The 25,207-nt window shown below is 68.0% G+C and carries 28 protein-coding genes; 13 read left to right on the top strand and 15 right to left on the bottom strand.

Annotated elements, in window-relative coordinates; all coding sequences use genetic code 11:
• Nucleotides 1-15: 15 nt before the first annotated feature.
• The 7 genes from SPYCA_RS15000 to fliE are packed head-to-tail and all read right to left on the bottom strand — an operon-like array spanning nt 16 to nt 6,650.
• Nucleotides 16-1,266, bottom strand: coding sequence for a flagellar hook-length control protein FliK (locus SPYCA_RS15000; RefSeq protein WP_120221610.1), 1,251 nt, complete (start codon nt 1,264-1,266; stop codon nt 16-18).
• Nucleotides 1,263-1,709, bottom strand: a complete 447-nt coding sequence (locus tag SPYCA_RS14995) for a hypothetical protein (RefSeq protein ID WP_120221609.1) — start codon at nt 1,707-1,709, stop codon at nt 1,263-1,265. Before SPYCA_RS14995 ends, SPYCA_RS15000 begins: the two co-directional genes overlap by 4 nt.
• Nucleotides 1,706-3,037, bottom strand: a complete 1,332-nt coding sequence (locus tag SPYCA_RS14990; RefSeq protein ID WP_120221608.1) for a FliI/YscN family ATPase — start codon at nt 3,035-3,037, stop codon at nt 1,706-1,708. Before SPYCA_RS14990 ends, SPYCA_RS14995 begins: the two co-directional genes overlap by 4 nt.
• Complete coding sequence (locus SPYCA_RS14985) at nt 3,034-3,633, bottom strand: FliH/SctL family protein (RefSeq protein WP_120221607.1); 600 nt, start codon at nt 3,631-3,633, stop codon at nt 3,034-3,036. The genes SPYCA_RS14990 and SPYCA_RS14985 overlap by 4 nt, the downstream gene beginning before the upstream one ends.
• Entirely contained in the window at nt 3,626-4,657 is a 1,032-nt protein-coding gene (gene fliG / locus SPYCA_RS14980; RefSeq protein ID WP_120221606.1) for a flagellar motor switch protein FliG, read from the bottom strand. Before fliG ends, SPYCA_RS14985 begins: the two co-directional genes overlap by 8 nt.
• On the bottom strand, nt 4,650-6,305 hold the full coding sequence (fliF, locus tag SPYCA_RS14975; protein WP_120221605.1) for a flagellar basal-body MS-ring/collar protein FliF: 1,656 nt from the start codon (nt 6,303-6,305) through the stop codon (nt 4,650-4,652). The genes fliG and fliF overlap by 8 nt, the downstream gene beginning before the upstream one ends.
• A gap of 3 nt (nt 6,306-6,308) precedes the next feature.
• Nucleotides 6,309-6,650 (bottom strand): flagellar hook-basal body complex protein FliE, encoded by a 342-nt coding sequence (gene fliE / locus SPYCA_RS14970; protein ID WP_120221604.1) that lies wholly within the window; start codon nt 6,648-6,650, stop codon nt 6,309-6,311.
• 251 nt (nt 6,651-6,901) lie between these two features.
• On the opposite strand from fliE, the gene SPYCA_RS14965 reads away from it, so the two are divergent.
• The gene (locus SPYCA_RS14965; RefSeq protein ID WP_120221603.1) at nt 6,902-7,720 is read left to right on the top strand and encodes a flagellin N-terminal helical domain-containing protein; all 819 of its coding nucleotides are present in this window, start codon (nt 6,902-6,904) and stop codon (nt 7,718-7,720) included.
• Between the two features lie 195 nt (nt 7,721-7,915).
• Here SPYCA_RS14965 and rplT read toward each other — a convergent pair whose 3' ends face one another.
• The 5 genes from rplT to SPYCA_RS14940 all read right to left on the bottom strand — a co-directional run bounded on the left by rplT (nt 7,916) and on the right by SPYCA_RS14940 (nt 10,803).
• Nucleotides 7,916-8,296: a 50S ribosomal protein L20 gene (rplT, locus tag SPYCA_RS14960; RefSeq protein WP_120221602.1), complete on the bottom strand. Its 381-nt coding sequence runs from the start codon at nt 8,294-8,296 to the stop codon at nt 7,916-7,918.
• Between the two features lie 13 nt (nt 8,297-8,309).
• On the bottom strand, nt 8,310-8,513 hold the full coding sequence (gene rpmI, locus SPYCA_RS14955) for a 50S ribosomal protein L35 (RefSeq protein WP_053555918.1): 204 nt from the start codon (nt 8,511-8,513) through the stop codon (nt 8,310-8,312).
• Nucleotides 8,514-8,629: 116 nt separating this feature from the next.
• The gene (locus SPYCA_RS14950; protein ID WP_120221601.1) at nt 8,630-8,980 is read right to left on the bottom strand and encodes a GFA family protein; all 351 of its coding nucleotides are present in this window, start codon (nt 8,978-8,980) and stop codon (nt 8,630-8,632) included.
• Between the two features lie 17 nt (nt 8,981-8,997).
• The gene (hisN, locus tag SPYCA_RS14945; RefSeq protein ID WP_120221600.1) at nt 8,998-9,780 is read right to left on the bottom strand and encodes a histidinol-phosphatase; all 783 of its coding nucleotides are present in this window, start codon (nt 9,778-9,780) and stop codon (nt 8,998-9,000) included.
• 87 nt (nt 9,781-9,867) lie between these two features.
• Nucleotides 9,868-10,803: a ribose-phosphate pyrophosphokinase gene (locus tag SPYCA_RS14940; protein ID WP_120221599.1), complete on the bottom strand. Its 936-nt coding sequence runs from the start codon at nt 10,801-10,803 to the stop codon at nt 9,868-9,870.
• Between the two features lie 179 nt (nt 10,804-10,982).
• Here SPYCA_RS14940 and SPYCA_RS14935 point away from each other — a divergent pair, with 179 nt between their 5' ends.
• The 5 genes from SPYCA_RS14935 to rpmG all read left to right on the top strand — a co-directional run bounded on the left by SPYCA_RS14935 (nt 10,983) and on the right by rpmG (nt 15,882).
• Nucleotides 10,983-12,653, top strand: coding sequence for an NAD+ synthase (locus SPYCA_RS14935; protein WP_120221598.1), 1,671 nt, complete (start codon nt 10,983-10,985; stop codon nt 12,651-12,653).
• 29 nt (nt 12,654-12,682) lie between these two features.
• The gene (locus SPYCA_RS14930) at nt 12,683-13,105 is read left to right on the top strand and encodes a DoxX family protein (protein WP_120221597.1); all 423 of its coding nucleotides are present in this window, start codon (nt 12,683-12,685) and stop codon (nt 13,103-13,105) included.
• A 41-nt stretch (nt 13,106-13,146) separates the two neighbouring features.
• Entirely contained in the window at nt 13,147-14,466 is a 1,320-nt protein-coding gene (locus tag SPYCA_RS14925) for a glutamate--tRNA ligase (protein ID WP_120221596.1), read from the top strand.
• 316 nt (nt 14,467-14,782) lie between these two features.
• A complete protein-coding gene (locus SPYCA_RS14920; RefSeq protein WP_120221595.1) occupies nt 14,783-15,508 on the top strand; it encodes an energy transducer TonB in 726 nt (241 codons plus the stop codon).
• Between the two features lie 206 nt (nt 15,509-15,714).
• Nucleotides 15,715-15,882, top strand: coding sequence for a 50S ribosomal protein L33 (gene rpmG / locus SPYCA_RS14915; RefSeq protein WP_011543216.1), 168 nt, complete (start codon nt 15,715-15,717; stop codon nt 15,880-15,882).
• 131 nt (nt 15,883-16,013) lie between these two features.
• On the opposite strand, the gene SPYCA_RS14910 is transcribed toward rpmG, so the two are convergent.
• Nucleotides 16,014-16,493 (bottom strand): MarR family winged helix-turn-helix transcriptional regulator, encoded by a 480-nt coding sequence (locus SPYCA_RS14910; protein ID WP_120221594.1) that lies wholly within the window; start codon nt 16,491-16,493, stop codon nt 16,014-16,016.
• Nucleotides 16,494-16,687: 194 nt separating this feature from the next.
• Between SPYCA_RS14910 and ectA the strand changes: the two genes are divergently transcribed.
• Genes ectA through SPYCA_RS14875 form a run of 7 tightly spaced genes read left to right on the top strand, consistent with a single transcriptional unit; the run spans nt 16,688 to nt 23,997 of the window.
• A complete protein-coding gene (gene ectA / locus SPYCA_RS14905; protein WP_232003346.1) occupies nt 16,688-17,266 on the top strand; it encodes a diaminobutyrate acetyltransferase in 579 nt (192 codons plus the stop codon).
• Complete coding sequence (gene ectB, locus SPYCA_RS14900; RefSeq protein ID WP_120221593.1) at nt 17,267-18,574, top strand: diaminobutyrate--2-oxoglutarate transaminase; 1,308 nt, start codon at nt 17,267-17,269, stop codon at nt 18,572-18,574. It begins immediately after the preceding gene.
• Nucleotides 18,575-18,591: 17 nt separating this feature from the next.
• Nucleotides 18,592-19,005: an ectoine synthase gene (locus SPYCA_RS14895; protein WP_120221592.1), complete on the top strand. Its 414-nt coding sequence runs from the start codon at nt 18,592-18,594 to the stop codon at nt 19,003-19,005.
• A 31-nt stretch (nt 19,006-19,036) separates the two neighbouring features.
• Nucleotides 19,037-19,957, top strand: a complete 921-nt coding sequence (thpD, locus tag SPYCA_RS14890) for an ectoine hydroxylase (protein WP_120221591.1) — start codon at nt 19,037-19,039, stop codon at nt 19,955-19,957.
• On the top strand, nt 19,954-21,396 hold the full coding sequence (locus SPYCA_RS14885; RefSeq protein ID WP_120221590.1) for an aspartate kinase: 1,443 nt from the start codon (nt 19,954-19,956) through the stop codon (nt 21,394-21,396). The genes thpD and SPYCA_RS14885 overlap by 4 nt, the downstream gene beginning before the upstream one ends.
• A 21-nt stretch (nt 21,397-21,417) precedes the next feature.
• Entirely contained in the window at nt 21,418-22,656 is a 1,239-nt protein-coding gene (locus tag SPYCA_RS14880; protein WP_120221589.1) for an MFS transporter, read from the top strand.
• A 3-nt stretch (nt 22,657-22,659) separates the two neighbouring features.
• The gene (locus SPYCA_RS14875; protein WP_120221588.1) at nt 22,660-23,997 is read left to right on the top strand and encodes an MFS transporter; all 1,338 of its coding nucleotides are present in this window, start codon (nt 22,660-22,662) and stop codon (nt 23,995-23,997) included.
• Nucleotides 23,998-24,001: 4 nt separating this feature from the next.
• Here the strand turns inward: SPYCA_RS14875 and SPYCA_RS14870 are convergent, their stop codons facing one another.
• Entirely contained in the window at nt 24,002-24,712 is a 711-nt protein-coding gene (locus SPYCA_RS14870; RefSeq protein ID WP_120221587.1) for an anti-sigma factor family protein, read from the bottom strand.
• Entirely contained in the window at nt 24,709-25,197 is a 489-nt protein-coding gene (locus SPYCA_RS14865) for an RNA polymerase sigma factor (protein WP_120221586.1), read from the bottom strand. Before SPYCA_RS14865 ends, SPYCA_RS14870 begins: the two co-directional genes overlap by 4 nt.
• Between the last annotated feature and the right edge of the window lie 10 nt (nt 25,198-25,207).

Here is a 25,207-nt window from a genome sequence, read left to right as displayed (position 1 = left end):
ACGGACCCTTTCTGATCAGGCGAAGCGGCCGCGGCGATCCGCGGCGCGCGCTTCGTCACGCGGCTCGGCGCGTTCGGTGGCGGTTTCGATGAGGTGGGCGGTGTCGGGCGTCGCGGCGCGGCCCTGGCTCTGGCCCTGCGACTGGCGCCCGGTCTCGCCCGGCGTGTGCGTGACTTCGGCGCCCGCGACGCGCACGCCCTGCTGGCGCAGTTCGTCGACGAGGCGGCCCTGCGCGGCGGTGACGATCGTCGCCGTCGCTTCATGCTGGGTGTCCATCTTCAGCGACATGCCCTCGTCGCCCATTTGCATCGCGACGTCGAGGCGGCCGAGATGGCGCGGCATCAGGCGAAAGCTGATGTCGCCGCTGTCCGATTTGGTCGCGGCGATGTCGCGCGCGAGCTGGTCGATCCACGCGCCGTCGCTGTCCATGTCGAGCACGCGCTCGGCGATCGGTGCCGGGGCGGCGGCGTCGAGCGGCGCGGCGGCGGTGAGGGCGGCTGCCTGCGTGAACAACACCGTCATCGCGGGCGCGGCCTCGGCCACGCGGGCGACGGGCGGGTCGGCGGCAAGCGGAAGCGCGGACATGACAGCGTCGCGGGTGGGCGGTGATGCGGCAGCGAGGGTGCCGGGCGGCAGCCCCCGCATATCGGTCGCGGCTTTGTCGGGAGCGGCGCCCGGCGTGTTGATACCGGATGCGGCGGCGTGCGGCTTGGCGGTTTCGGGCTTCGCGGCCCTGGGTTCGCCCGCGCGCGCGGTGTCGGGAAGGACGGCCGAAACGATCGTCGCCCAATTTTCGATGGCGGGGGCCGCGGGCGCCCCGCCGGGGTGCTCGACGTCGGGCGCTGGGTCGGTGTCTGTCGGCTTGTTCGCGCCATGCGCGGGGCCGGGACGCGCGCCACTGAGCGCGACGAGCAGGGTCGCGGCGAGCGCCGCCGCATCGCCTGCGTCGGGGGCGGGTTTCGCGGGCGATGTTTCGAGCTTCACGGTGGCGGTGTCCGACGTCGGTGCGACGGGCAACTCGGCGGCGTCGGGACCGGTTTCGGCGGCTGGCACCACATCGGTCTTGATGGTCGTTGCGGGCGGGGCGACCGGTGCGGCGGGCGCGTCCGTCGTCACGGGGAGCAGCGGCACCGGCGCCGCGGCAAGCAGTCGGTCGAAGCCCACGGCTTTGCCATTCGGCGCAACCTGCCCGATATGGGCGAGGAAGGCGGCGAAGCCTGCGGGCATCGCGCCCGGCGCGGCGGGGAGGGCGGGGGCGTTCATCATGCCGCGCCGCCTTCGATCAGACGCAGCCGCATACCGACGCGCGCGCGGTGCGGGCGGTTGGCGTCGCTGCGGCGTTCCTGCTCGGCTTCGGCCGACTTGCGGCTCTTTTCATAAAGGCGGACGGCCGATTCTTCCTTGGCCATCGCGCGCTGCGCCAGCGCCCCCATCTGGTCGCGGCGCGCGCTGGCGTTGCTGAGCGGCGCGGTCAGATTCTCCTGCGCGAGGTCGAGCCGCATCGCGAGTTCGCCGACGGTGTTGAGCGCGCGGCCCGCGACCGCGCCCTTCGCCATCGCGAGGTCGCTGCGCAGCGTTTCGAGCCGCCGCGCAAGCTCGACGAGATTTGCAAGCTCGCCATTGGCGCGCGCCAGATTGGCCTCGGCCAGCTGATGTTCGACGGAGCGCACGCGGATGATGCGTTTGCGGCGTGCGATGCGGGCGGTCATGCGGAATATCCTTCGATCAGGGTTTGGCGGGAAATGTCGAAATCGACCTGCGCCCTGGCGGGCTGCGACACAAAGGCGAGCTGGTCGGCGCGCCGCGCGATCGCTTCGTCGAGCACGGGATCGGCGCCCGCGACATAGGCGCCCATCAGCATCAGGTCGCGATTCTCCTCATAGAGCGACCAGAGCTGGCGGAAGCGCGCGGCGGCGGCAGCGTGGTCGGGATCGACCGAATCGGCCATGGTGCGCGACAGCGAGCGCGCGACGTCAATCGCGGGATAGACGCCCTGTTCGGCGAGCGCGCGCGACAGGATGATATGGCCGTCGACGATCGCGCGCGCCGAGTCGACCACCGGATCGTCGATGTCGCCGCCGTCGGCGAGCACCGTGTATAGCGCGGTGACCGACCCGCCGGTTTCGCGGTCGATACCCGCGCGTTCGCAGAGCGACGGGATCAGCGCGAAGACCGACGGCGGATAGCCCTTCATCGTCGGCGGTTCGCCCAGCGTCAGCCCGATCTCGCGCTGCGCATGCGCAACGCGCGTCAGGCTGTCGATCAGGAGGAGCACCTTCTTGCCCTCGGCGCGGAAGGCTTCGGCGATCGCGGTCGCGCGCATCGCGGCGCGCAGGCGGAGCAGGGGCGGATGGTCGGCGGGAACCGCGACGACGACCGATTTCTTGCGCACTTCGGGGGGCAGCTTGGTTTCGACGAAGTCGCTGACCTCGCGGCTGCGCTCGCCGATCAGCCCGACGACGATGACGTCGCATTCGGTGCCCGCGATCATCTGGCCCATCAGCACCGACTTGCCGACCCCCGACCCCGCGATGATCGCGACGCGCTGGCCCTCGCCGACGGTGAGCAGGCCGTTGATCGCGCGCACGCCCATGTTGAGCGCGCGCGTGACGCGGCCGCGGCGCAGCGGATTGACCTTGCGCCCGGCGAGCGGCCACTGGAACTGCGACTTGATCGCGGGGCGGCCGTCGAGCGGATTGCCCTGCGCGTCCATGATGCGGCCGAGCAGCGCCTTGCCGACGGGCACCATCGACGAGGCGCCGTGCGGCTCGACCGGCGCGCCGGTGACGAGCGGCTTGCCCGCGTCAAAGGGCAGGACGAGGCTGCGGTGGCCGCGAAAGCCGACGACCTCGCCATAGACATAATCATTGTCGGCCGAGCGGATGCGGACATTGCTGCCGAGCGGCTGGGGGAAACCCGAAACCTCGAGCATGATCCCCTCATGCGCGACGAGCGTGCCGATGCGGCGCGGGCTGGCCTGCGCCAGATCGACGCCGCCGAGCAGCTGCTGGGCCGAGAGGGCGAGGCGGCGCGTCACGCGGCGGCGCCTTCGCCCAGCGCGGCGCGCAGTTCGTCGAGATAGACGGCGCGGCCATGCTCGATCCAGCCGGTCGAGGTTTCGAGGCGGATCGTGCCGCGCATCATCGCGGGATCGCTTTCGACGGCCAGCGCCAGCGGACATTCGGCGAGCAGCGCGGCGTCGTCGGGATGGACCCAGAGGGTGCGCGCCTTGTCGGCGTCGGCGACCATCGCGGCGGCGGTTTCGGCCTGCGCGCGCAGCCATTCGGCGTCGATCGGCGCGGCGGCGACGATCTGGCGGACAAGCCGCTCGACCGTCTCGGCGATCAGCTGCGCCAGCTCCTCGCTCGGTTCGTCCTGCAATGCCTCGGCGCTGGCGAGCAGCGCGAGCAGCTGGTGCCGCTCGGCGGTATAGGCGGCTTCGGCCATACGTTGCCCTTCGGCCAGGCCGCGCGCGAAGGGATCGTCCTCGCCCTGCTCGGCCGCTGGCTCGGGCGCGGACGCGGCCGGTTCGACGGTCGGCGCGAAGGACAGCGGACGAAAGCCGCGATGCTGCGCCATCGCGTCGGCCAGGCGCACGGGGACAAAGCCCGTTTCGGCGGCGAGGTCAGACATAATCGTCGCCTCCGCCCGCGATCATGATTTCGCCGTTCGCGGCCATCTGGCGCACGATCTGCATCACGCTCTTTTGCGCATCCTCGACGTCGGCGCGCTTGACCATCGTCATTTCGGCCATTTCGTCGCGGATCGTTTCGGCGGCGCGCTGCGACATGGTGGCGAGGCACATGTCGACCATATCCTCCTCGGCGCCCTTGAGCGCGATCGCAAGCTGCGCCGCATCGACCGAGCGAAGCACGCTGCTGAGGCTTTTCTTGTCGAGGTCGCGCAGATTTTCAAAGATGAACATCTCCTCCTCGATCGTCTGCGCGAGGATGCGATCATGCTTCTTGAGCGAGCGCAGCGTGCGCTCGCTGAGCTGCTTCGGCATCTTCTTCATGATCTTCGCGACATCGCTCGGACCGCCGATCGCCTGCCTGGCGACGCGCTGACCGTCGACATTGGCGCTCGCGAGCACCGCTTCCAGATCCTCGATCGCGGCGGCAGGCACCGCGGTGAGCATCGCGGCGCGGAGTACGAGATCGGCCTGGAGCACGTCGTCGAGCGTCTCGATCGCGCGCGCGGCGACGTCGGGGACGAGCACCGAAAGGATCAGCGCGCCGACCTGCGGATGTTCGCTGGCGAGCAGCGCGCTGATCGCGTCGACGTCCATCCAGCGCAGCATTTCGAGCGAGGCGGCGCTGCGCTGCGGCGCGACGGCGGCGAGGATATTGTCGGCGCGGACGTTGCCGACCGCCTGCGTCACCACGGTGCGGATGCGCGTGTCGGCGCCGATCGCGAGCGCGCTGACGTCGCGGCTGCGCGTCACGAACCGGTCGAGCGCCTGCCCGATCTGCTGTTCGCTGGCGTTGGCGGTGTCGAACATCGCCTTGGCGAGCTGGCGCACTTCTTCGGGGCCGAGATGCTTCAGGATCGTCGCGGCTTCGCTTTCGTCGAGCAGCATCAGCAGGATCGCAGCGGCCGCCGACCCGTCGATCGCGGTCTCGGTCGGCGCGGTGTCGAGTTCGGCGGCGTCAGCCACGGGCGCCCTCCTGCATCAGCTGGCGCACGACGAGCGCGGCGCGCGCCGAATCCTGGCGGACAAAGGCGCGGACGAGGTTGGCGCGCGCTTCATAGCTCGGCGCCGCCTCGATCATTTCGAGCGTGATTTCGCGGCCGTTCGCGCCGCCGGCGAGCGCCGGGCGGTCGGTCGCGGCGAGAAGTGTTTCCTCGATCGCCTGATTCTGTTCGGCGCGCGCGGCGGCGCGTTGTTTCGCGGCGCGGATCATCGGGCGGCCGATGAACAGGAAAGCGAGCAGCGCGGCGAGGATCGCACCGACCTGTTTGACGAGCGGCAGGAACCAGCCCTGGTCGTAGAAGGGGGCCGCGGTATCTTCGACCGCGACGAACGGGCGCTGGTTGATCGCGACCAGGTCGCCGCGCGCGGCATCAAAGCCGATCGCGCCTTTGACCAGCGCGTCGATCTTGGCGAGGTCGGCCTGCGTCAGCGCTTTCTTGCCCTGATTGAGCGCGACGGCGACCGACACGCGGCGCAGCCTGCCCTGCGGCGAATGCGTCACCGAAATCTCGCGCCCGACTTCATAGGCGCGCGCCGCATTTTCATTGCTTTCGGTGCCGGGCGCCGGCGCGTTGGCAGGCAGGGGCTGCGGACCCTCGGCGGTGATCGTCGTCGCCTGCGGCGGCTGGTTGGCGAGCGCGCCGGGGATACCGACGGCCGGTGCGCCGACGGTGCCGCTGACCGAGCGGGTGATCTGTTCGCTGGTCAGCGCGCGGTCGTTTTCGGGGAAGCTTTCGCGCGTCGCCTGGCTTTCGGACATGTCGACATCGGCATGGACTTCGACCGTATAATTGCCCGCGCCGAGCATCGGGCCGAGCAGCGTGTCGAGCGCGCGGCGGAACCGGTCCTCGACCTGCAATTGCAACTGGAACGCCTTCATGTCGCTGCCGGTCGCGGTGTCGGAAAGCAGCGCGCCGCGCTGGTCGATCACCGACACCTGATCGGCGTTCATGCCGGGGACCGACGACGCGACGAGGAAGCGGATCGCCTGCACCTGGCCGTCCGAAAGCGATCGGCCGTTCTGCAGCGTCAGCATCACCGATGCGGTCGCGGGCTTGTCGTCGCGCACGAACAGGCTGGGCTCGGCGGCGGCGATATGGACGCGCGCGCTCTTGACCGCGTCGATCGTCTCGATCGTCCGCGACAGATCGGCTTCGCGCGCCGATCGTAGCGCTTCGCCTTCGATCGCGCGGCTCGACCCCATGGGGAGCGACGCGATCAGGCTGTCGCCGCTCGGCGCCGCTTTCGGCAAACCCTGTCCGGCGAGCGCGATGCGCGCCTGATGCAGCTTGTCGGCATCGACGGTGAGCGCGCCGGTCGCTGCGTCGATGCTGTGCCCGATACCCTGCGCCTGCAGGGCTTCGGCGACCGCCGCCTTGTCGGCGTCGTCGAGACCGGCGAACAGCTGCGCCTGCGGCGCCGCCTGCATCGTGAAATAAGCGAGCGCGGCGATGCCGATCGCCGAGGTCATGGCGATTGCCGGCAGCGCGCGTTGCACCGCGGGCTGGCGGACGAACTGCGCGAGCGGCGCGAAGCGGCCGCCGAGGACGGGGGCGGGCAGGCGGTTCGCGCCGCCGGGATCGATCGGGGTCAGGGTCTGTGCGTCGGTCATCGGTTACACCGGCATGTTCATGATGTCGCGATAGGCGGAGAGCAGCTTGTTGCGGACCTGCAACGTCGTTTCAAAGCCGAGCGAGGCTTTCTGCCGTTCGATCATCACGCTGACGATGTCGTGCGTGTCGCCGCGCTCATAGGCTTCGCTGAGCTCGCTCGCCTTCGCCTGCTGGGCATTCACCTGTTGCAGCGCCTGGTTGATCGCGGCGCCGAAATCGGGGGCGCCTCCCGCGTTGTCGACACCGTCGGCGCCGCCGCGTCCGGCGGCGCGCTGCAGCGCCTGATTCTGATTGAGGATCGAGCTGCGCATTTGCAGCAGCCGGCTCGGGTCAATCGTGCTCATTGCTTCTTCATCCGTCCTGATGCGCGGCATTGCGCCGCACGCACAAAGAAGAATGCAAAGCCCGTGCCAAAGTTAAAATATGTTATTTTTCATACATTTGATCGGAATCTCGATCCGCGCTCGGCGGCTTTCGGCGTTTTTTTGACATGACATGCTTAAGCCGGACCGCGCGCCGCCGTTACTGCATTCCGTGACCGCTCCTCGAGCCCTCACATCACGGGAATGGCCGTCGAGGCCGGAAAGGAACTAAGATGACTGTCATCAACACCAATGTGAGCGCGCTGCGCGCCCAGAATAATTCGCGTGTCGCGAGCCAAATGCAGTCGCAGGCGATGGAACGCCTGTCGAGCGGCAAGCGCATCAACGCCGCGAAGGACGACGCCGCCGGCCTCGCCATCGCGACCCGCATGGACGCCACCGCGCGCGGTCTGACTCAGGCGATCCGCAATGCCAATGACGGCATTTCGCTGGCGCAGACCGCCGACAGCGCCGCTGGCAGCATTTCGGACATCCTCGTCCGGATGCGCGAACTGGCCGTCCAGTCGGCCAACGGCACCAACGGCGCCACCGACCGCTCGGCGCTCCAGACCGAAGTTACCGCGCTCATTTCGCAGATCGGCGACATCGCAACGCGCACCGAATTCAACGGCAATGTCCTGCTCAACGGCAGTGCGGCAACCGGCTTCGATATCCAGACGGGGATCGATTCGGGCGATGTTGTGAACATCACGATCGCCGACATGCAGGCCGCTGCCCTGGGTGTCAGCACGCTCGACATTTCGACTTCGGCGGGTGCGTCGGGTGCGCTCGCGACGCTCGACACCGCGATCCAGACGGTGGCGACGCAGCGTGCCAACCTTGGCGCGCAGCAGAATCGTCTGACTTCGGCTGTCGACAATTTGACGTCGACCGTCACGAATCTGGCGGAATCGAAGTCGCGGATCGAAGATGCCGATTTCTCGGTCGAATCGACGAATCTCGCCGCTGCCGGAATCCTGGCCCAGGCGTCGACCGCGATGCTCGCCCAGGCGAACCAGAGCACGCAGGGCGTGATGAACCTGCTCCGCTAAGTTCGGACAAAAGACTTCAGGCTATATTCGGTTGGTCCCTTAAATAGCCTGATCGGATGCCCCGGCCCCCACAGCCGGGGCATCTTTGTGCGCGTGACGCGTGCGGTCGCCCATGATCGGCGGCCGGTGGGCGGGAAATGAAAAGGGCGGCCCCGCCGGGACCGCCCTTGTTTCGTTCGCCCTGGCGCAAAAACGTCAGGCGGCCTTGGCCCCTTCGCCTTCGCTCAGGACCGCCTTCGCCTGCGCGATGATCGCGGCGAAGACACCGCCTTCGTTCATCGCGAGATCGGCCATGACCTTGCGGTCGAGTTCGATGCCGGCGAGCTTCACGCCGTGCATGAACTGCGAATAGGTCAGGCCTTCGGCGCGAACCGCGGCGTTGATCCGCTGTATCCACAGCGCGCGGAAGCTGCGCTTCTTTACCTTGCGGTCGCGGTAGGCATATTGGCCGGCCTTTTCGACCGCCTGCTTGGCGATGCGGATGGTGTTCTTGCGACGGCCATAATAGCCCTTCGCCTGCTCCAATACGCGCTTGTGCTTGGCGCGCGTCGTCGTGCCGCGTTTGATGCGTGACATATCCCGGCGCTCCTTATTTCAGGCCGTAGGGCGCCCAGAGGCGCACATGGGCCGCGTCCGAATCGCTGAGCACGCTGGTGCCGCGGTTGGTGCGGATATATTTGGAATTGTGCGAAATCAGGCGGTGGCGCTTGCCGGCGACGCCGTGCTTCACCTTGCCCGACGCGGTGAATTTGAAGCGCTTCTTCACACCGCTCTTGGTCTTCAGCTTGGGCATTTTGGTCTCCTTTGAAGTCCGCTTTGGTGTCGACCTGGCAGCCCTTTCAGCCAGCCGACACAATCGGAAGCGGGGCGCTTAGGTGGATTCGCCCGGAAATGCAAGCGATTCGGCGATCAAAAGCTCGCGCCATCGACCTTCTGGATATTCAGGGCATCGAGATCTGCGGCTGGGACGCAGCGCAGGTTTACCGCCGCCATCTTCGATCCATCGGGCCCGGTTCCTACCGAAAAACTCTGGCACCCGCATGTGTCGCAGAACTGATGGTCGATATTATGCTTGTTGAACTTGTACGACTTCAGCCGCTCGGCGCCGCTCTCCAGGCGGAACCGGTCGATCGGAACGAAGGTCAGGAGGAAGCCCTTGCGGCGGCAGTGCGAGCAGTTGCAGCTCATCGCCGTATCGGGAATGTCGCCTTCGACCGTGTAGGTCACTGCGCCGCAATGGCAGCTGCCTTCATACGCCATGTCCGTTCCTCTCCTATCTAGTGGTGACAGGCGAGCCCCTCGATCACATCCTCGAGCCGCGCCGGATCGCCCAATGCGATGACATGGCCCTGGCTCTCGCGGTGCAGCGGGTCGCCGTTCCAGTCGCACATCGTCCCGCCCGCGCCCTCGACGACGGGCACGAGCGCGGCGAAGTCGTGGAGCTTCAGCCCTGCCTCGACCACCAGATCGATATGGCCGCAGCTGAGCAGGCCGTAATTATAGCAGTCGCCGCCGAAGAGCATCCGCCTGTGCGACGTCTTTGCGGCGAGCGCCATGAAATGCTCGCCGTCATGGTCGCTGAAATACTGCGGCCCCGTCGTCGCGAGCACCGCATCGGACAGGCTGCGGCAGCTGCGCGTCGTCGCGGGTTTGCCGTTGAACAGCGTCCCATGGCCGGTCGCGCCGACCCAGCGCTCGCCGGTGACCGGCTGGTCGATGATCCCGATCAGCGGCCAGCCGTCCTGCAAAAGCGCGATCAGCGTGCCGAAGATCGGGCGTCCGGCCATGAAGCTGACCGTGCCGTCGATCGGGTCGAGCACCCATTGGCGCGCGGCCTCGGGGCGCTCGGCGCCATATTCCTCGCCGACGATGCCGTCGCGCGGCGCCTCGGCACCGAGCAGGCGGCGCATCGCGGCTTCGGCGGCGCGGTCGGCCTCGGTCACCGGCGAAGCGTCGCTCTTGGCTTCGTGCGTCCACTGGGACCGAAAAAGCGGACGGATCGCTTCGCCGGCGGCGTCGGCGAGGCGGTTGGCGAGAGCAAGATCGGAGGCGAGGCTCATCTAGCGGCTCCAGGCCAAGGAATAAATCCCGTATCCCCGCGAAGGCGGGGGTACACAACAACCAAAGGCGGCGTCATGACAACCGGCCTAGTCGAAGAGCGAGGAGACGCTCGTTTCGTCGGCGATGCGCTTGATCGCTTCGCCGAGCAGCGGCGCGACGGTGAGCGTGCGGACCTTGGCGCTGTCGTTCACCGCGTCGGTCGGCTGGATCGAATCGGTGATGACGAGTTCGGTGAGTTCGCTCGCATCGACGCGCGCGACCGCGCCGCCCGACAGCACGCCATGCGTGCAATAAGCGACGACGCCTTCGGCGCCCGCGGCCTTCAGCGCGGAGGCGGCGTTGCAGAGGGTGCCGGCAGAGTCCACGATATCGTCGATGAGGATGCAGAAGCGGCCCGCGACATCGCCGATGATGTTCATCACTTCGGATTCGCCCGCGCGCTCGCGGCGCTTGTCGACGATGGCGAGCGGCGCATTGTCGAGGCGCTTCGCCAGCGCGCGCGCGCGCACGACCCCGCCGACGTCGGGCGACACGACCATCAGATTCTTGTCGCCGAAGCGCGCCTGGATGTCGGCGCTCATCACCGGCGCGGCGTAAAGATTGTCGGTCGGAATGTCGAAAAAGCCCTGGATCTGCCCGGCGTGCAGGTCGATCGCGAGCACGCGGTCGGCGCCCGAGGTGGTGATGAGGTTCGCGACGAGCTTGGCCGAGATCGGCGTGCGCGGGCCGGGCTTGCGGTCCTGCCGCGCATAGCCGAAATAGGGAACGACCGCGGTGATGCGCTTCGCCGACGCGCGGCGCAGCGCGTCGTTGATGATGAGCAATTCCATCAGATTGTCGTTCGCGGGGAAATTGGTCGGCTGGACGACGAACACATCCTGTCCGCGGACATTTTCGTGGATTTCGACGAAGACTTCCTCGTCGGCGAAGCGGCGCACGCTGGTGTCGGTCAGCGGCAGTTCGAGATAGTCGGCGATCGCGCGGGCCAGCGGCAGGTTGCTGTTGCCGGAGATGAGTTTCATGGGGTGCAGGGCCCTTTCGCGGCGGATGGGATTGCGCGCCCCCTTAGCCAGCGCGGGCGCGAAGGGGAAGGGGTTAAAGGGGCGACGGCCGCCCGCTGGCGCCGTCTGCGTTCGCGTCGCCGCAATCCCTGTCTGCTTGGTCGTTGCAATCGCGCGCGCCGGGGGTAAGGCTCGCCGCCATGATCGACCGCGCCGACACGCTCACCATCGTCCTGTCGCAGATGACCCAGGCGGTCGGCGACCTCGCGGCCAATGCCGATGCGATGCGCGCGGTTCGTGCGCGGCACGGGCAAGCCGACCTCATTCTTTATCCCGAGCTGCAACTGATCGGCTATCCCCCCGAAGATCTGGTGCTGAAGCCCGCGCTCGCGACACGCGCCGCCGCGCTGCTCGCCGAACTGGCCGCCGAGACCGCCGATGGCGGCCCGGCGATGCTGGTGGGATCGGTCGAGCGCGACGCGGACGGCAAGCTCTATAATATCGTCGCGCTGCTCGATGGCGGCCGCGTGATCGCGACGCGGCGCAAGCATGAACTGCCCAATTACGGCACCTTCGACGAAAAGCGCGTGTTCGCGCCCGGCCCGCTGCCCGACATTGTCGAATGGCGCGGGGTGAAGCTGGGCCTGCCGATCTGCGAGGATGGCTGGCTGCCGACGGTGTGCCGCCATCTCGCGGCACAGGGCGCCGAACTGCTGATCTCGGTCAACGGCAGCCCCTATGAGATCGACAAGGATGAGCGGCGCCTCTCGCAGGTGTTCGCCGCGCGCGTCGCCGAAACCGGCCTGCCGCTCATCTTCCTCAACCGCATCGGCGGGCAGGATGAGCTGGTGTTCGATGGCTGCTCCTTCGTGCTGAACGGCGACGGCAGCACCGCGCATCGCCTGACCGACTGGGAGGCGGAGGAGCGGGTCACGCGCTGGACAAAAGACGCAGCAAGCTGGCGCTGCGACGTCGGCGCGATCGCCGAATGGGAAGCGCGCCCCGCCGACATCTATAGCGCGATGATCCTGTCGTTGCGCGACTATGTCGAGCGCAACCGCTTCCCCGGCGTCGTGCTCGGCCTGTCGGGGGGGATCGATTCGGCGCTCTGCGCCGCGATCGCCGCCGACGCGCTCGGCCCCGACAAGGTCTGGTGCGTGATGCTGCCGAGCCGTTTCACCAGTCACGAAAGCCTGGCCGATGCCGAAGGGTGCGCGAAGATGATCGGTTGCCGTCTCGACACCATCCCGATCGCCCCGGCGGTCGAGGCGTTCGACGCGATGCTCGCGGGCAGCTTCGCCGACCGCGACGTCGATATCACCGAGGAGAATGTCCAGTCGCGTATCCGCGGCGTGACGCTGATGGCGCTCAGCAACAAATTCGGTCCGATGCTGCTGACGACGGGCAACAAGAGCGAGATGAGCGTCGGCTATGCGACCATCTATGGCGACATGGCGGGCGGCTATAATCCGTTGAAGGACGCTTACAAGATGACGGTCTTTGCGCTCGCGAAGTGGCGCAATGACAATGTGCCGCGGCTGTCGCGCAACCGGCGCGCGCCCGTGATGCCCGATACGATCATCACCAAGCCGCCGAGCGCCGAACTGCGCCCCGACCAGACGGATCAGGACAGCCTGCCGCCCTATGAGGATCTCGACCGGATGCTGCATATGCTCGTCGAGGAGGAAGCGAGCGTCGACGATGTCGTGGCGCGCCACGGCTTCGACCGCGACGCGGTGGCGCGGATCGAACGGCTGCTCGCCATTGCCGAGTACAAGCGCCGCCAGGCGCCGCCGGGGGTCAAGCTCTCGACGCGCAACTTCGGTCGCGACCGGCGCTATCCGATCACGCACGGGTTCCGGACGGGATAGCGCCGGAACAGAGGAGGAGGATAAGGATCATGTTGGCATTGGGGTCGAAGGCGCCGGCGGACCGGGCCGAACGGGTGCTCGACATATTGCGGATCACGGTGGCGCTGCTCATCCTGATTCACGGCGTCTACCGGCTCGCGGCCGATCTGGTCGTCCCCTTCGGCACCTGGCTCGACAGCCTTGGCTTTCCTTATGGCTATGGCTGGGCGATGGCGGTGACGATTTACGAGCTGGTCGGTCCCGCGTTGATGCTCGCGCGCCGCTGGACCAGCCTTGCCGCGCTCGGCCACGCCTTCATCCTGACATTGGGCATGATCCTCGTCCATATGCCCGCCGGCTGGTTCGTCGTCGGCGGCGGGCGCAACGGCATGGAATATAGCGTGTTGCTGATCGTTGCGCTGCTCGCGATCGCCTGGGCCTATTGGCCGGCGCGGGAACGCGCGGCGCGATAAATATCGCCAGCGGGGCGGCAATGCGGCTATAGGCGCGCGCCATGACCGTCACGACCCGCTTCGCCCCTTCGCCGACCGGCCGGCTCCACGTCGGCAACGTTCGCACCGCGCTCCACAACTGGTTGTGGGCGCGCAAGCATGGCGGGCGCTTCCTGCTGCGCATCGACGACACCGATCTCGAGCGGTCGAAGGAGGAATATGTCGCGGGCATTCGCGCCGACCTTGCGTGGCTGGGGCTCGACGTGGACGGCGAGGCGCGGCAGTCGATGCGCTTCGCGCTCTACGAGGCCGAGTTCGAGAAACTGAAGGCGACCGGCCGCGTCTATGCCTGTTACGAAACGCCCGAGGAGCTGGAGATTCGCCGCAAGATCCTGCTCTCGCGCGGGCTGCCCCCCGTCTATGAGCGCAAGCCCGAGGGGACGCCGGCGCCCGAAGGCGTCGCGCCGCACTGGCGCTTCCGGCTCGACCATGATGCGCCGATCATATGGACCGACCTCATTCGTGGGCCGCAGCACTTCGAGCCGAAGACGATGTCCGACCCCGTCGTGCGCCGCGCCGACGGCAGCTGGCTTTACCTGTTGCCGAGCGTGATCGACGACATTGCGATGGGCATCAGCCATGTCGTGCGCGGCGAGGATCATGTGTCGAACACCGCCGCGCAGGTGCAAATGTTTGCCGCGCTCGGCGCCGCGCCGCCCGCCTTCGCGCACGAGGCGCTGCTCGTCGGAACCGAGGGCAAATTGTCGAAGCGGCTGGGCTCGCTCGGCATGGACGCGCTGCGCGAACAGGGGATCGAGCCGATCGCGCTCGCCGCGCTGCTCGCGCGGCTCGGCACCAGCGATCCGGTCGAGCCGGTGACCGATATGGCACCGCTGATCGCGGGCATCGACTTCGCGCGCTTCGGCCGCGCGCCGGCGCGTTTCGACGAGGCCGAACTGGCGCTGCTGGGCCAGAAGATCCTGCACCACAGTGATTATGCCGCGGTGGCAAACCGCCTGCCCGCGGCGATCGACGAGGCTCGCTGGAACGCGATTCGGCCCAATCTGGCGACCGTTGCCGAGGCGGCCGACTGGGTGGCGGTGTTCGACGGGCCGTTCGTCCCGCCCGCGGCCGAGGCGGTCGACCGTCCGGTGCTGGCCGCCGCGGCAAAGGCAGCGCCGGGCATCGACTGGAGCGCCGACCCGTGGCGCGCGCTCACCGCCGCGGTGAAGGCAGCGACGGGGGCGAAAGGCCGCGCGCTGTTCCTGCCACTGCGCCGCGCGCTCACCGCGCGCGACCATGGTCCCGACATGGCCGAGCTGTTGCCGCTGATCGCGAAGGAGGAGGCGATCGCGCGACTGGCGGCGGCCGGGGGGGCGTAAGGAAGGCCACCATTGCGGCCCTGCGGAGGCAGGGGTCCATCACCCGGGCTTTCGGTTTGGGTAACGGGCTGCTTGGCGTGGGTTTGAATCGTCCTCATCTCGACACGAACGGATTCGGGGATGATGCGGATTTAACGCGCGCCGCGCTGAAAATCGGCGGCAGGAGATGGGCCCCTGCCCTCGCAGGGGCACAAGGGGCAGACCCAAGCAATCAACTTGACAATTAAGTGATGTTATAACATTATTATCTCCAGACCGGGCTGATGGCGGCGGTCGACCGCCGCCGGGGCCGGGTCGCAAGGCGAGGAGAGATGCCATGACCCTGATACCTCTGATTTCGGCGATGATGACCACGCCCGAAGCGACCGCCGCGCCCGCGGCGCGCGCGGCGACATCGGCCCGCGCCGTCTATGGCAGCGATCGCCGTCGCCATCCGGTCGCGGCGCTTCTTGCGGTCGCCCTGCCCGCCGCGCTCGTCGCCGTCGCCGCGCTGTCGCCGATGATCGTGGTGCCGCCGCCCAAATCCGAACCCATCACCGGCACGCTGATCGAACTGCCCAAGCCGCCGCCGCCCGAACCGGCAGAGGCTGCCAGGCCGACGCCGAAAACCGCCTCGGCGACCGAAACGGTCGCGCCGCGCGTCGAAACCGTGCCGCTGGACAACGACCGCGTCGTCGTCGGGCCGGTGATCCCCGACGCGCGGCCGGCCGATCCCGGCCCGCCCGCGATCACCGCCGATCCGCCCGCGCCGAAACTGGTGCTTGCCGAACTCGACGCGCGCTTTGCCGGGGCGTTCCAGCCCGACTATCCGGCGCGCGAGCAGCGGCGCGGGGTCGAGGGGGTCGTGAAGGTGCGCGTGCTCATCGGCACCGACGGCCGCGTGAAGGCGGTCGAACTGGTGAGCAGCGACAGCCCCGGCTTCTTTGAAGAGACGAAGCGGCGCGCGCTTTCCAAATGGCGCTTCAGGCCCGCGACGCGCGACGGCGTGCCCGAGGAAAGCTGGAAAGTGATGACCGTGCGCTTTCAGATAAGGAATGGCTGACCCCTCCCGGACGGGCGGCCGATGCGCCGCTCGTCCTTCCTTTCGCTTGACAGAAGCGCCGAATCCCGCCAAAGGCGCGCGGATATCGAAGGGCGGCGCGGCGTCGCGCGGCCCTTTCATGTTTTTCACACCAACGTCGGGGCCGCTAGTCCCGCGGCATCCACCGGGCCACCGGCGGATGTGCCATTACTTCGAGGAACAAGGCCATGGCCAAGCCGACGACCGTCAAGATCAAGCTGGTGAGCACCGCCGACACGGGCTTTTTCTATGTCACCAAGAAGAACCCGCGCACGATGACCGAGAAGATGACGGTGCGCAAATATGACCCGCGTGCGCGCAAGCATGTCGAGTTCAAGGAAGCCAAGATCAAGTGACGCATTCGCCCGTGCGGCAGGGCCGCGCGGTCTGAAAATGCGTCATCCCCGCGCAGGCGGGGAAGCCGAAGGGCGGCCATGGCGCCGCCCTTTTTCGCGTCCGCGACGCGCGGCCTGTGGGCCGCGCCGGATCAGATGCGGTCGATCGCGCCCGTGTCGAGCAGCGGCGCGGCATCCATTTCGCGCGCGCCGAGGATGTCGGCGAGCCGCTCGGTGCCCGCAAGAATCATCGCCTGTTCCCACGTCGGCAGCGCGGCGAAGCGCGCGGCGAAGATTTCCTGCAACATGTCGGGCGCTTCGGCGAGGCAGCGGCGGCCCTTGTCGGTCGCGGCGAGCAGCACGCGCCTTTTGTCCTCGGCGCTGCGCGACCGGGTGGCGAGGTCGAGCGCAACGAGGCGGTCGACGATCGCCGTCACCGTCGCGTGGCCGAACTCCAGCCGCTGTGCGACAAGCCCCGGCGTCACATTGCCGCCCGCGTCGATCTCGCGCAGCACGAGCAGCTGCGACGGGGTGAGACCGGTGGCGGCGGCGATGCGCCGCGTCCCGCCCTCGGCCGCGCGCAGCACGCGGCGCAGCGCCTTCAGCGTGGCAGTGGCGATCTCGCTTTCCATCGCCTTCACTTAGCTGGGCGGCGCAGCGGCGCCAAACCGATTTTCAAGTGCCGCGCGATCATCAATTTATTTCAATAAACGAAAGATATTTCTGGCAACGGGTTGCGTCGCGATGCAACAATCCTATATTTCGCGCGATTCATCATTCGATCGGCGCGTGACGCGTCAGCATTTGTTTCAGGAGATGAAATATATTGGACCGGTCAAAAGACGCGGAGCCCCTGCCCACGCCGAAAGACCCGGACGCATCGGCGGCCGCTTCGTCCGACCTGCGCTTTCGCCGTCCGGTCGCGGCCGACGGCCCGGCGGTCACCGCGCTGATCGCGGCCTGTCCGCCGCTCGACCGCAACTCGCGCTATTGCAACCTGCTCCAGTGCGAACATTTCGCCGACCAGTGCATCATCGCCGAGCGCGCGGGGCGCATCGTCGGCTGGGTGTCGGGTTATCGCCCGCCGTCGGACGGGCATGCCTTCTTCGTCTGGCAGGTCGCGGTGTCGGCCGAAGGTCGGGGGCGGCGGCTCGCGAGCCGGATGATCGCCGCGCTGCTCGCGCGGCCCGCGCAGGAGGGCGTGACGCACATGATCACGACGATCACCGCCGACAATCAGGCGTCGTGGGGGCTTTTCCGCGGCCTCGCCCGCGACTGGGATGCCGAGCTGGAGCGCACGCCGCTGTTTGAGCGCGAGACGCATTTCGCGGGCGCCCACGCCACCGAATATCTGGCCCGCATCGGGCCGTTCGACCGCATGAAAATCGACGCAGAACAGGGATAGATGATGATTACGACACCGCAACCGTCCGGCACGCTTCCGGATCGGAGCATTTATGAGCGCCGCGAATCGGCGGTGCGCAGCTACGCCCGGTCGATGCCGCGCCAGTTCGGCAAGGCCGAGGGCGTGTGGATGCACGACGATCAGGGCGGGCGCTATCTCGACTTCCTGTCGGGCTGTTCGACGCTGAACTATGGCCACAACCACCCGATCCTGAAACAGGCGCTGCTCGACTATATCGCCGCCGACGGGATCGCCCACGGGCTCGACCTCCACACCGGTGCAAAGCGGGATTTCCTGGGCGCTTTCGAGGCGCTGATCCTGAAACCGCGCGGGCTTGATTATCGCGTCATGTTCACCGGCCCGACCGGCACCAATGCCGTCGAGGCGGCGATCAAGCTCGCGCGCAAGGTGACGGGCCGCGAGATGGTGATCGCCTTTACCAACGGCTTTCACGGCATGACCCTGGGCGCGCTCGCCTGCACCGGCAATGCGACCAAGCGCGGCGGCGCGGGCGTGCCGCTGAGCCACGTCGCTCACGAGCCCTATGACGGCTATTACGGCCCCGAGGTCGACACCGCCGAGCTGCTCGAACAACGGCTCGCCGACCCGTCGAGCGGGCTCGACGCCCCGGCGGCGATCCTCGTCGAAACGGTGCAGGGCGAAGGCGGGCTCAACGCTGCGTCGGCCGAATGGCTGCGCCGCATTGCGGGAATCGCGAAGGCGCATGGCGCGCTGCTGATCGTCGACGACATTCAGGCGGGCTGCGGCCGCACCGGCAGCTTCTTCAGCTTCGAGGATATGGGCTTCACCCCCGACATCGTCACGCTGGCGAAATCGCTGTCGGGCATGGGCCTGCCCTTTGCGCTGACCCTGCTCCGCCCCGAGCTCGACCAATGGTCGCCGGGCGAGCATAATGGCACCTTCCGCGGCAACAACCATGCCTTTGTCACCGCGACCGCCGCGCTGCGCCATTTCTGGGCGACCGACGATTTCCAGCGCGACATAGGCCGCCGCGCCGCGCTGCTCGAAACCCGCCTCGCACGCATCGCCGCCGACCATGGGTTCGAGGTGCGCGGCCGCGGCATGATGCGCGGCGTCAATGTCGGATCGGGCGAGCTCGCCGCGAGCGTCACCGCCGCCTGCTTCGACGCGGGGCTGATTATCGAGACCAGCGGCGCGCATGACGAGGTGATCAAGGTGCTCGCCCCGCTCGTCATCGACGACGCGGTGCTCGGCGCCGGGCTCGACATTCTCGAAACCAAGATCCGCGAGGCGATGGCCGCCGATTACGCCGTCGCCGCCGAATAAGAACAGGAGAAACCGACATGATCGTTCGCAACCTGGGCGACATCCGCAAGACCGACCGCAACGTCCGTTCCGACGGCTGGGCCAGCGCCCGCCTGCTGCTCAAGGACGATGGCATGGGCTTTTCCTTCCACGTCACCACCCTCTTCGCGGGCAGCGAGCTCAAGATGCACTATCAGAACCATCTGGAAGCGGTGCTGGTGCTGAAGGGCACGGGCACGATCGAGGATCTGGCGACCGGCGAGGTTCACGCGCTGCGCCCCGGCGTGATGTACGCGCTCGACGACCATGACCGCCATATCGTGCGGCCCGAAACCGACATTCTGACCGCCTGCGTCTTCAACCCGCCGGTCACCGGTCGCGAAGTGCATGACGAAAGCGGCGCCTATCCGGCCGACCCGGAGCTGGCGCGCGAGCCCGTCGCCGCCGACTGACCTTCACCCGAACCAGAAAGGGAGACGTCCGATGCAAGACCTCTACCCCTCGCGCCAGAGCGCGGACGCCGAAATGCGGCCGCGGCTGGACCCCGTCGTCCATGGCGAATGGACCAACGACGCGCCGATCAGCGCACGGCAGGCCGCGGCGTTCGACCGCGACGGCTATATCGTGCTCGAGGATATTTTTGCGGCCGACGAAGTCGCCTTCCTGCAAAGCGCCGCGCGCGACCTGCTCGCCGATCCGGCGGCGCTCGACGCCGACACGATCGTCACCGAGCAACAAAGCAACGAGATCCGCTCGATCTTCGAGATTCACGCGCAAAGCCCGGTGATGGCGCGCCTAGCCGCCGACGCGCGGCTGGCCGATGTCGCGCGCTTCCTGCTTGGCGACGAGGTGTATATCCACCAGTCGCGGCTGAACTATAAACCCGGCTTCAAGGGCAAGGAGTTCTACTGGCACAGCGATTTCGAGACCTGGCATGTCGAGGACGGGATGCCGCGGATGCGCGCGCTGTCGATGTCGGTGCTGCTCGCCGAAAACACGCCGCACAACGGGCCGCTGATGGTGATTCCGGGCTCGCACCGCACCTACCTCACCTGCGTCGGCGAAACCCCCGACGATCATTATCTGAGCTCGCTCAAGAAGCAGGAATATGGCGTCCCCGACGAGGAAAGCCTTGCCGAGCTGGCGCACAAGCATGGCATCGTCGCGCCGACGGGCAAGCCGGGGACGGTGATCCTGTTCGACTGCAATCTGATGCACGGGTCGAACGGCAATATCACGCCCTTTCCGCGCGCCAACGCCTTCCTCGTCTATAATGCGGTGAGCAACCGGCTCGAAAAGCCCTTCGGGGTCGAAAAGCCGCGCCCCTGGTTCCTCGCCAACCGCGACGAACCCGAGGCGTTGACGGTGGCGCGCGGGCCGCTCATCGAAGCGGTGCCGGCATGAACGGGCGGCATAGCGTCGAAAAGATCGGCGGCACCTCGATGGCCGCGACGGCGACCCTGTTCGACAATGTGCTGATCGCGGGGCGGTCGGGCGCCGACCTTTATAACCGTATCTTCGTCGTCTCGGCCTATGCCGGGATGACCGACCTCCTGCTCGAGAACAAGAAGACGGGCGCCCCCGGCGTCTATGGCCATTTCGTCGACGACGATGATGCCGATGCGTGGCGCCGCGGCATGGCGGCGGTGCGCACCGCGATGCACGCGCGCAATGCCGAGATGTTCGTGCGCGGCGAAAGCCGGGCCGAGGCCGACCGCTTCGTCGACGCGCGGATAGACGCCGTTACCGCCTGCCTCGACGATCTTGCGCGGCTGCGCAGCCACGGGCGCTTCGGGCTCAAGGACCAGCTCGCCACCGTGCGCGAACTGCTCGCCGGGATCGGCGAAGCGCACAGCGCGCACAGCACCGCGCTGCTGCTGCGCGACCGCGACGTCGACGCGCGCTTCATCGACCTGACGCTGTGGGACCAGGACGATCTTCGCAGCCTTGACGAACGGATCGGGGAGGCTTTTGCCGCGATCGACCTGACGACGACGCTGCCGATCGTCACCGGCTATGCCGGGTGCGAGGGCGGCATGGTGCGACGCTATGCGCGCGGCTACACCGAAATGACCTTTTCGCGCATCGCCGTCCTGACCGGCGCGCGCGAGGCGATCATCCACAAGGAGTTCCACCTTTCGAGCGCCGATCCGAAGCTGGTCGGCGAGGACAAGGCGCGCAAGATCGGCCGCACCAATTACGACGTCGCCGACCAGCTGGCGAATCTGGGGATGGAGGCCATTCATCCCGGCGCCGGGCGCGGGCTGCGCCAGTCGGGCATTCCGCTGCGCGTCCGCAACACCTTCGACCGCGAGGACGAAGGCACGCTCGTCACCGGCGACTATGTCTCCGACGTCCCGCGCGTCGAGATCGTCACCGGGCTGCGTCAGGTTCAGGCGCTGCAATTCTTCGAACAGGATATGGTCGGGGTGAAGGGGTATGACGCCGCGATCCTCGACACGCTGACGCGCCACAAGATCTGGATCGTCAGCAAATCGTCGAATGCGAACACGATCACCCATTATCTGTCGGCAAGCGCCGCCGCGGTGAACAGGGTGATCGCCGACCTGCAGGACCAATATCCCGACGCGGCCATTTCGGCGCAGCCGGTGGCGATGGTGTCGGTGATCGGCAGCGACATCGCGCGTCCCGGTCTCGTCCCCGATGCGCTGGCCGCGCTCGACGCGGCGGGCGTCCCGATGATCGCGATGCAGCATCAGATCCGCAACGTCGATATCCAGTTCCTCGTCGACCCGCGCGACTTCGACACGGCGGTGCGGGCGCTGCATCGCGCGTTGGTCGAGCGCGACGCGAGGGGTCACGAAAAGCGACGCGCCGCCTGACGGTCGCACCCGACGCCGCCGATGCTCGCTGTCATCACCCCCGTTCGCAGCCTGCTCGTCGCCATCTTCGTGATGATGGCGGGCAGCGGCTTCCTGTCGACGCTGATCGGCCTCCGGCTCGAACGCGCGGGCAGCGGGACGATGGTGATCGGCCTGATCGCCACCGCCTATTTCGGCGGGCTGGTGCTCGGCGCCCTGCGCGCGGGCGATGTCGTGCGCCGCGTCGGCCATATCCGCGCCTTTGCCGCCTTCGTCGCGCTCTTGTCGGCGAGCACGCTCACCTATGCGCTGTTCCAGCATCCCCTGCTCTGGGGCGCGCTGCGCCTTGTCGACGGCCTGTGCATCGCGGGGGTGTTCATCTGCGTCGAAAGCTGGCTCAATGACCGCGCCGAGGCCGAAACGCGCGGGACGGTGCTCGCTTTCTATATGGTCGCGCTCTATTCGGGGCAGGCGATCGGGCAGTTGCTGTTGCGTTCGGGCAATAGCGCGCCCCAAATCCCCTTCGAGCTTGCCTCGGTCCTCATCTCGCTCGCGATCATCCCCGTCTGCCTGACCCGCGCCGCCGCGCCGACGCTCGAGGATGCGGCGTCGCTGCCGCTGCGGCGGCTGTTCAAGGCGTCGCCGCTCGGCGTCGCGGGCGCGGGGATGACGGGGCTGCTGCTTGGCGCCTTTTATGGCCTCGCCGCCATTTATGCGCGGCGGATCGGGCTCGGCCTCGGCGACACCGCAACCTTCATGATGACCGTCATCCTCGGCGGCGTCGCGCTGCAATGGCCGCTCGGCCGTCTGTCCGACCGTTTCGACCGGCGGCGCGTCATCATCGCCTGCTTCGCCGCGACGGCGGGCGTCAGCATCGCGCTCGCCATGGCGCCGACGGGCGCGCTGATCTTCGCGCTCGGCGCGCTGTTCGGCGGGCTCAGCTTCGCGCTCTATCCGCTGTGCGTCGCCTTTGCCAACGACCGGCTGCTGCCGTCGGAGCGCGTCACCGCGAGCGGCCAGCTCGTGCTCCTCTATTCGGTCGGCGCCGCGCTCGGCCCGATCGGCGCGGCGGCGGCGATGAGCGCGTCGGGGGCGGGCGGCCTTTTTCTCTTTATCGCATCGGCGGCCGCGATGATGCTCGCCTTCGGCCTCTGGCGCCTCGCCGCCAGCGACCCCGTGCCGGGCGCCGCGCAGCAGGATTTCCAGATCCTGCCGCGCACGACGCCCGTTGCCGCGCTGCTCGACCCCGCCGGCCCCGAACCCCACCCGGAAAACAGGTGACCCATGGACAAGACGCTGCTCCCTCACGCCCCCGGACACCCGCCGCCGTTCCGCGAACCCTCGCCGCTCCACCGCGCGGTCGGTGCGTCGGCGCTCGGCAATGCCGTCGAATGGTTCGACTATGGCATCTATGCCTATGGCGTGACCTATATCTCGGCCGCGCTCTTTCCCGGCGAGACCGAGGAAGCGGTGCTGTTCGCGCTCGCGACCTTTGCCATCTCCTTCCTCGTGCGGCCCCTCGGCGGGCTGTTCTGGGGTCCGCTCGGCGATCGCATCGGGCGCAAGTCGGTGCTCGCGATGACGATCCTGTTGATGGCGGGCGCGACCTTCGCGGTGGGACTCATTCCATCCTATGACAGCATCGGCTTCTGGGCGCCGACGCTGCTCGTCGTCCTGCGCATGGTGCAGGGGTTTTCGACCGGCGGCGAATATGGCGGCGCGGCGACCTTCATGGCCGAATATGCCCCCGACGACCGGCGCGGCTTTTACGGCAGCTTCCTCGAGTTCGGGACGCTCGCGGGCTTTTCCTTCGGCGCGGCGCTGATGCTCGGCTATTCGCTCTATCTCGGCGATGCCGCGATGCACGAATGGGGCTGGCGCATTCCCTTCCTGATCGCCGGGCCGATCGGCCTCATCGGCATGTATGTGCGCTCGAAGATGGAGGATACGCCGGTGTTCCGGGCGGAAATGGCCTCGGCCGAGCGGCGCGAACCGCCGGGATTGCTGACGCTGATGCGCGATTACTGGCGCCCCTTGCTCGTCGTCGGCGGGCTGGTGGTGGCGCTCAATGTCGTCAACTATTCGCTGCTCAGCTATATGCCGACCTATCTCCAGCGGCGCATCGGCCTGTCGAGCGAGGAGGCGCTGCTCGTGCCGATCATCGGCATGCTCTTCATGATGTGCTTCCTGCCCTTTGCCGGCGCGCTGTCGGACCGGATCGGGCGGCGGCCGATGTGGCGCTGGTCGCTGATTGGCCTCTTCCTGTTCGTCGTGCCGCTCTACATGCTGATCGGCACGGGCTTCGCCGGCGCGGTCGCCGCCTTCATGGCGCTCGGCCTTCTCTATGTGCCGCAGCTCGCGACGATCTCGGCGACCTTTCCCGCGATGTTCCCGACCGCGGTGCGCTTCGCGGGCTTTGCCGTCGCCTATAATATCTCGACCTCGATCTTCGGCGGCACCGCGCCGATGATCGGCAGCGGCCTGATCAGCCTGACCGGCGACCCGCTGATGCCGGCTTATTATATGATGCTTGCCTGCCTCGTCGGGCTCGCCGCGCTGCGCTTCATGCCCGAAACCGCGGGGCGTTCGCTCCACGAAGACCCGTTCGGGCGGAACCGGTGAAAGCTCAGCGCCGCCAGCCGCGCGCGCGCGCGGCGCGTTCGGCGGCGGCGTCGAACGGTTCGCCGACCATCATCGCCGCCGCGTCGGCCGCCAGCGCGCCCGCGTTTGCCTGGCGATAGGGGGCGTCCGTCGTCCGCCCGCCCAACGTGCGTTCGAGCGTCCAGCCGCCCGCGTCGCGGCAGCCGATGCCCGACAGGGCGGCGCCTTCGAAACTGCGGCAGACACGGCCCTCTCGATCGCGAAAGCTGAGGCCGATGCGGATCGCGGCGTCGGCACCCTGCGTCGACGCGAGCTGCGTATCGAGCGCCGCCGCCAGCGCGCCCGATGCGACGAGTGCGCCGCCGCGTTCGGTCACCTCCGCCGCGGGCGCCCACGGCCGCAGGCCGATCGTCAGGCCGAGCAGCAGCGACGCCGCGAGTGCGCCCATCTGCGCGGGTGCAAGGCGCCATCGCCTGCTCTCGCGGCGCGCGGCGAGGCTGGTATCGACCACAGGGGCCTTCGCCGCGTCGTTCAGCAGCGCGCGGAGCCGGTCGGGGACCGCCTCGGCGGCGACCGGCGCATAATGGGCGACGAGCCGCGCCTTCAGCGCGCGGTGGCGTGCGATTTCGGCGGCAAGCGCCGGGTCGGCCTCCGCCTCGCGCTCGATGCGGCGCGCGGTGAGGTCGTCGAGCTCGCCGTCGACATAGGCGGTAATGGTGGCGGGATCGAACCTCATGCCGCTTCTCCCAAAAGCTGCATCAACGTGTCGCGGCCGCGCGCGAGGCGCGAGGTGACGGTGCCGACCGGCACGTCGAGGATTTCGGCGGCCTCGCGATAGGCATAGCCTTCGACGAGGACGAGCATGACGACCTCGCGCTGCTCGTCGGGCAGGCGCGCCATCGCACCGTCGACGTCGCCGCGCAGCGCGCCGGCCTCGACCTCGGCGGCGCCGTCGCCCGCGACCTGCGTTGCCGCCTCGTCGATCGGAGCGTGAACGCCGCGCCGACCTGCGGCGCGGCGCTCGTCGATCCACAGATTTCGGGTAATGCGATACATCCAGCTGTCCAGTCTTGTTCCATCCTGCCATTGATCGCGCGACTTCAGCGCGCGCTCGATCGCCGCCTGGCACAGATCGTCGGCGTCGGGCGCGCTTTGCGTCAGGCCGCGCGCGAAACGGCGCAGCCGCGGCAGCAGCTCGATCAGTTCCTCTTCAAAGCGCATCGTCGCCTTT

Origin of the sequence: Sphingopyxis sp. FD7 (genome assembly GCF_003609835.1) — a bacterium.
Lineage (GTDB): Bacteria > Pseudomonadota > Alphaproteobacteria > Sphingomonadales > Sphingomonadaceae > Sphingopyxis.
The sequence above is the reverse complement of the archived record's forward strand: the minus strand, read 5'-3'. Positions and strand labels throughout refer to the sequence as shown.

Excerpts from the sequence above, each read along its gene's own strand:
- SPYCA_RS14950 (WP_120221601.1), bottom strand. The coding sequence starts at position 8,980 with ATGGCGTATGAAGGCAGCTGCCATTGCGGCGCAGTGACCTACACGGTC.
- SPYCA_RS14935 (WP_120221598.1), top strand. The coding sequence starts at position 10,983 with ATGATCGACCGCGCCGACACGCTCACCATCGTCCTGTCGCAGATGACC.
- SPYCA_RS14885 (WP_120221590.1), top strand. The coding sequence starts at position 19,954 with ATGAACGGGCGGCATAGCGTCGAAAAGATCGGCGGCACCTCGATGGCC.
- SPYCA_RS14985 (WP_120221607.1), bottom strand. The coding sequence starts at position 3,633 with ATGTCTGACCTCGCCGCCGAAACGGGCTTTGTCCCCGTGCGCCTGGCC.
- rplT (WP_120221602.1), bottom strand. The coding sequence starts at position 8,296 with ATGTCACGCATCAAACGCGGCACGACGACGCGCGCCAAGCACAAGCGC.
- fliF (WP_120221605.1), bottom strand. The coding sequence starts at position 6,305 with ATGACCGACGCACAGACCCTGACCCCGATCGATCCCGGCGGCGCGAAC.
- rpmG (WP_011543216.1), top strand. The coding sequence starts at position 15,715 with ATGGCCAAGCCGACGACCGTCAAGATCAAGCTGGTGAGCACCGCCGAC.
- SPYCA_RS14875 (WP_120221588.1), top strand. The coding sequence starts at position 22,660 with ATGGACAAGACGCTGCTCCCTCACGCCCCCGGACACCCGCCGCCGTTC.
- rpmI (WP_053555918.1), bottom strand. The coding sequence starts at position 8,513 with ATGCCCAAGCTGAAGACCAAGAGCGGTGTGAAGAAGCGCTTCAAATTC.
- SPYCA_RS14910 (WP_120221594.1), bottom strand. The coding sequence starts at position 16,493 with ATGGAAAGCGAGATCGCCACTGCCACGCTGAAGGCGCTGCGCCGCGTG.
- SPYCA_RS14925 (WP_120221596.1), top strand. The coding sequence starts at position 13,147 with ATGACCGTCACGACCCGCTTCGCCCCTTCGCCGACCGGCCGGCTCCAC.
- SPYCA_RS14880 (WP_120221589.1), top strand. The coding sequence starts at position 21,418 with ATGCTCGCTGTCATCACCCCCGTTCGCAGCCTGCTCGTCGCCATCTTC.
- hisN (WP_120221600.1), bottom strand. The coding sequence starts at position 9,780 with ATGAGCCTCGCCTCCGATCTTGCTCTCGCCAACCGCCTCGCCGACGCC.
- SPYCA_RS15000 (WP_120221610.1), bottom strand. The coding sequence starts at position 1,266 with ATGATGAACGCCCCCGCCCTCCCCGCCGCGCCGGGCGCGATGCCCGCA.
- ectB (WP_120221593.1), top strand. The coding sequence starts at position 17,267 with ATGATGATTACGACACCGCAACCGTCCGGCACGCTTCCGGATCGGAGC.
- SPYCA_RS14940 (WP_120221599.1), bottom strand. The coding sequence starts at position 10,803 with ATGAAACTCATCTCCGGCAACAGCAACCTGCCGCTGGCCCGCGCGATC.
- SPYCA_RS14930 (WP_120221597.1), top strand. The coding sequence starts at position 12,683 with ATGTTGGCATTGGGGTCGAAGGCGCCGGCGGACCGGGCCGAACGGGTG.
- fliE (WP_120221604.1), bottom strand. The coding sequence starts at position 6,650 with ATGAGCACGATTGACCCGAGCCGGCTGCTGCAAATGCGCAGCTCGATC.
- SPYCA_RS14920 (WP_120221595.1), top strand. The coding sequence starts at position 14,783 with ATGACCCTGATACCTCTGATTTCGGCGATGATGACCACGCCCGAAGCG.
- thpD (WP_120221591.1), top strand. The coding sequence starts at position 19,037 with ATGCAAGACCTCTACCCCTCGCGCCAGAGCGCGGACGCCGAAATGCGG.
- SPYCA_RS14965 (WP_120221603.1), top strand. The coding sequence starts at position 6,902 with ATGACTGTCATCAACACCAATGTGAGCGCGCTGCGCGCCCAGAATAAT.
- SPYCA_RS14995 (WP_120221609.1), bottom strand. The coding sequence starts at position 1,709 with ATGACCGCCCGCATCGCACGCCGCAAACGCATCATCCGCGTGCGCTCC.
- SPYCA_RS14865 (WP_120221586.1), bottom strand. The coding sequence starts at position 25,197 with ATGCGCTTTGAAGAGGAACTGATCGAGCTGCTGCCGCGGCTGCGCCGT.
- SPYCA_RS14870 (WP_120221587.1), bottom strand. The coding sequence starts at position 24,712 with ATGAGGTTCGATCCCGCCACCATTACCGCCTATGTCGACGGCGAGCTC.
- SPYCA_RS14895 (WP_120221592.1), top strand. The coding sequence starts at position 18,592 with ATGATCGTTCGCAACCTGGGCGACATCCGCAAGACCGACCGCAACGTC.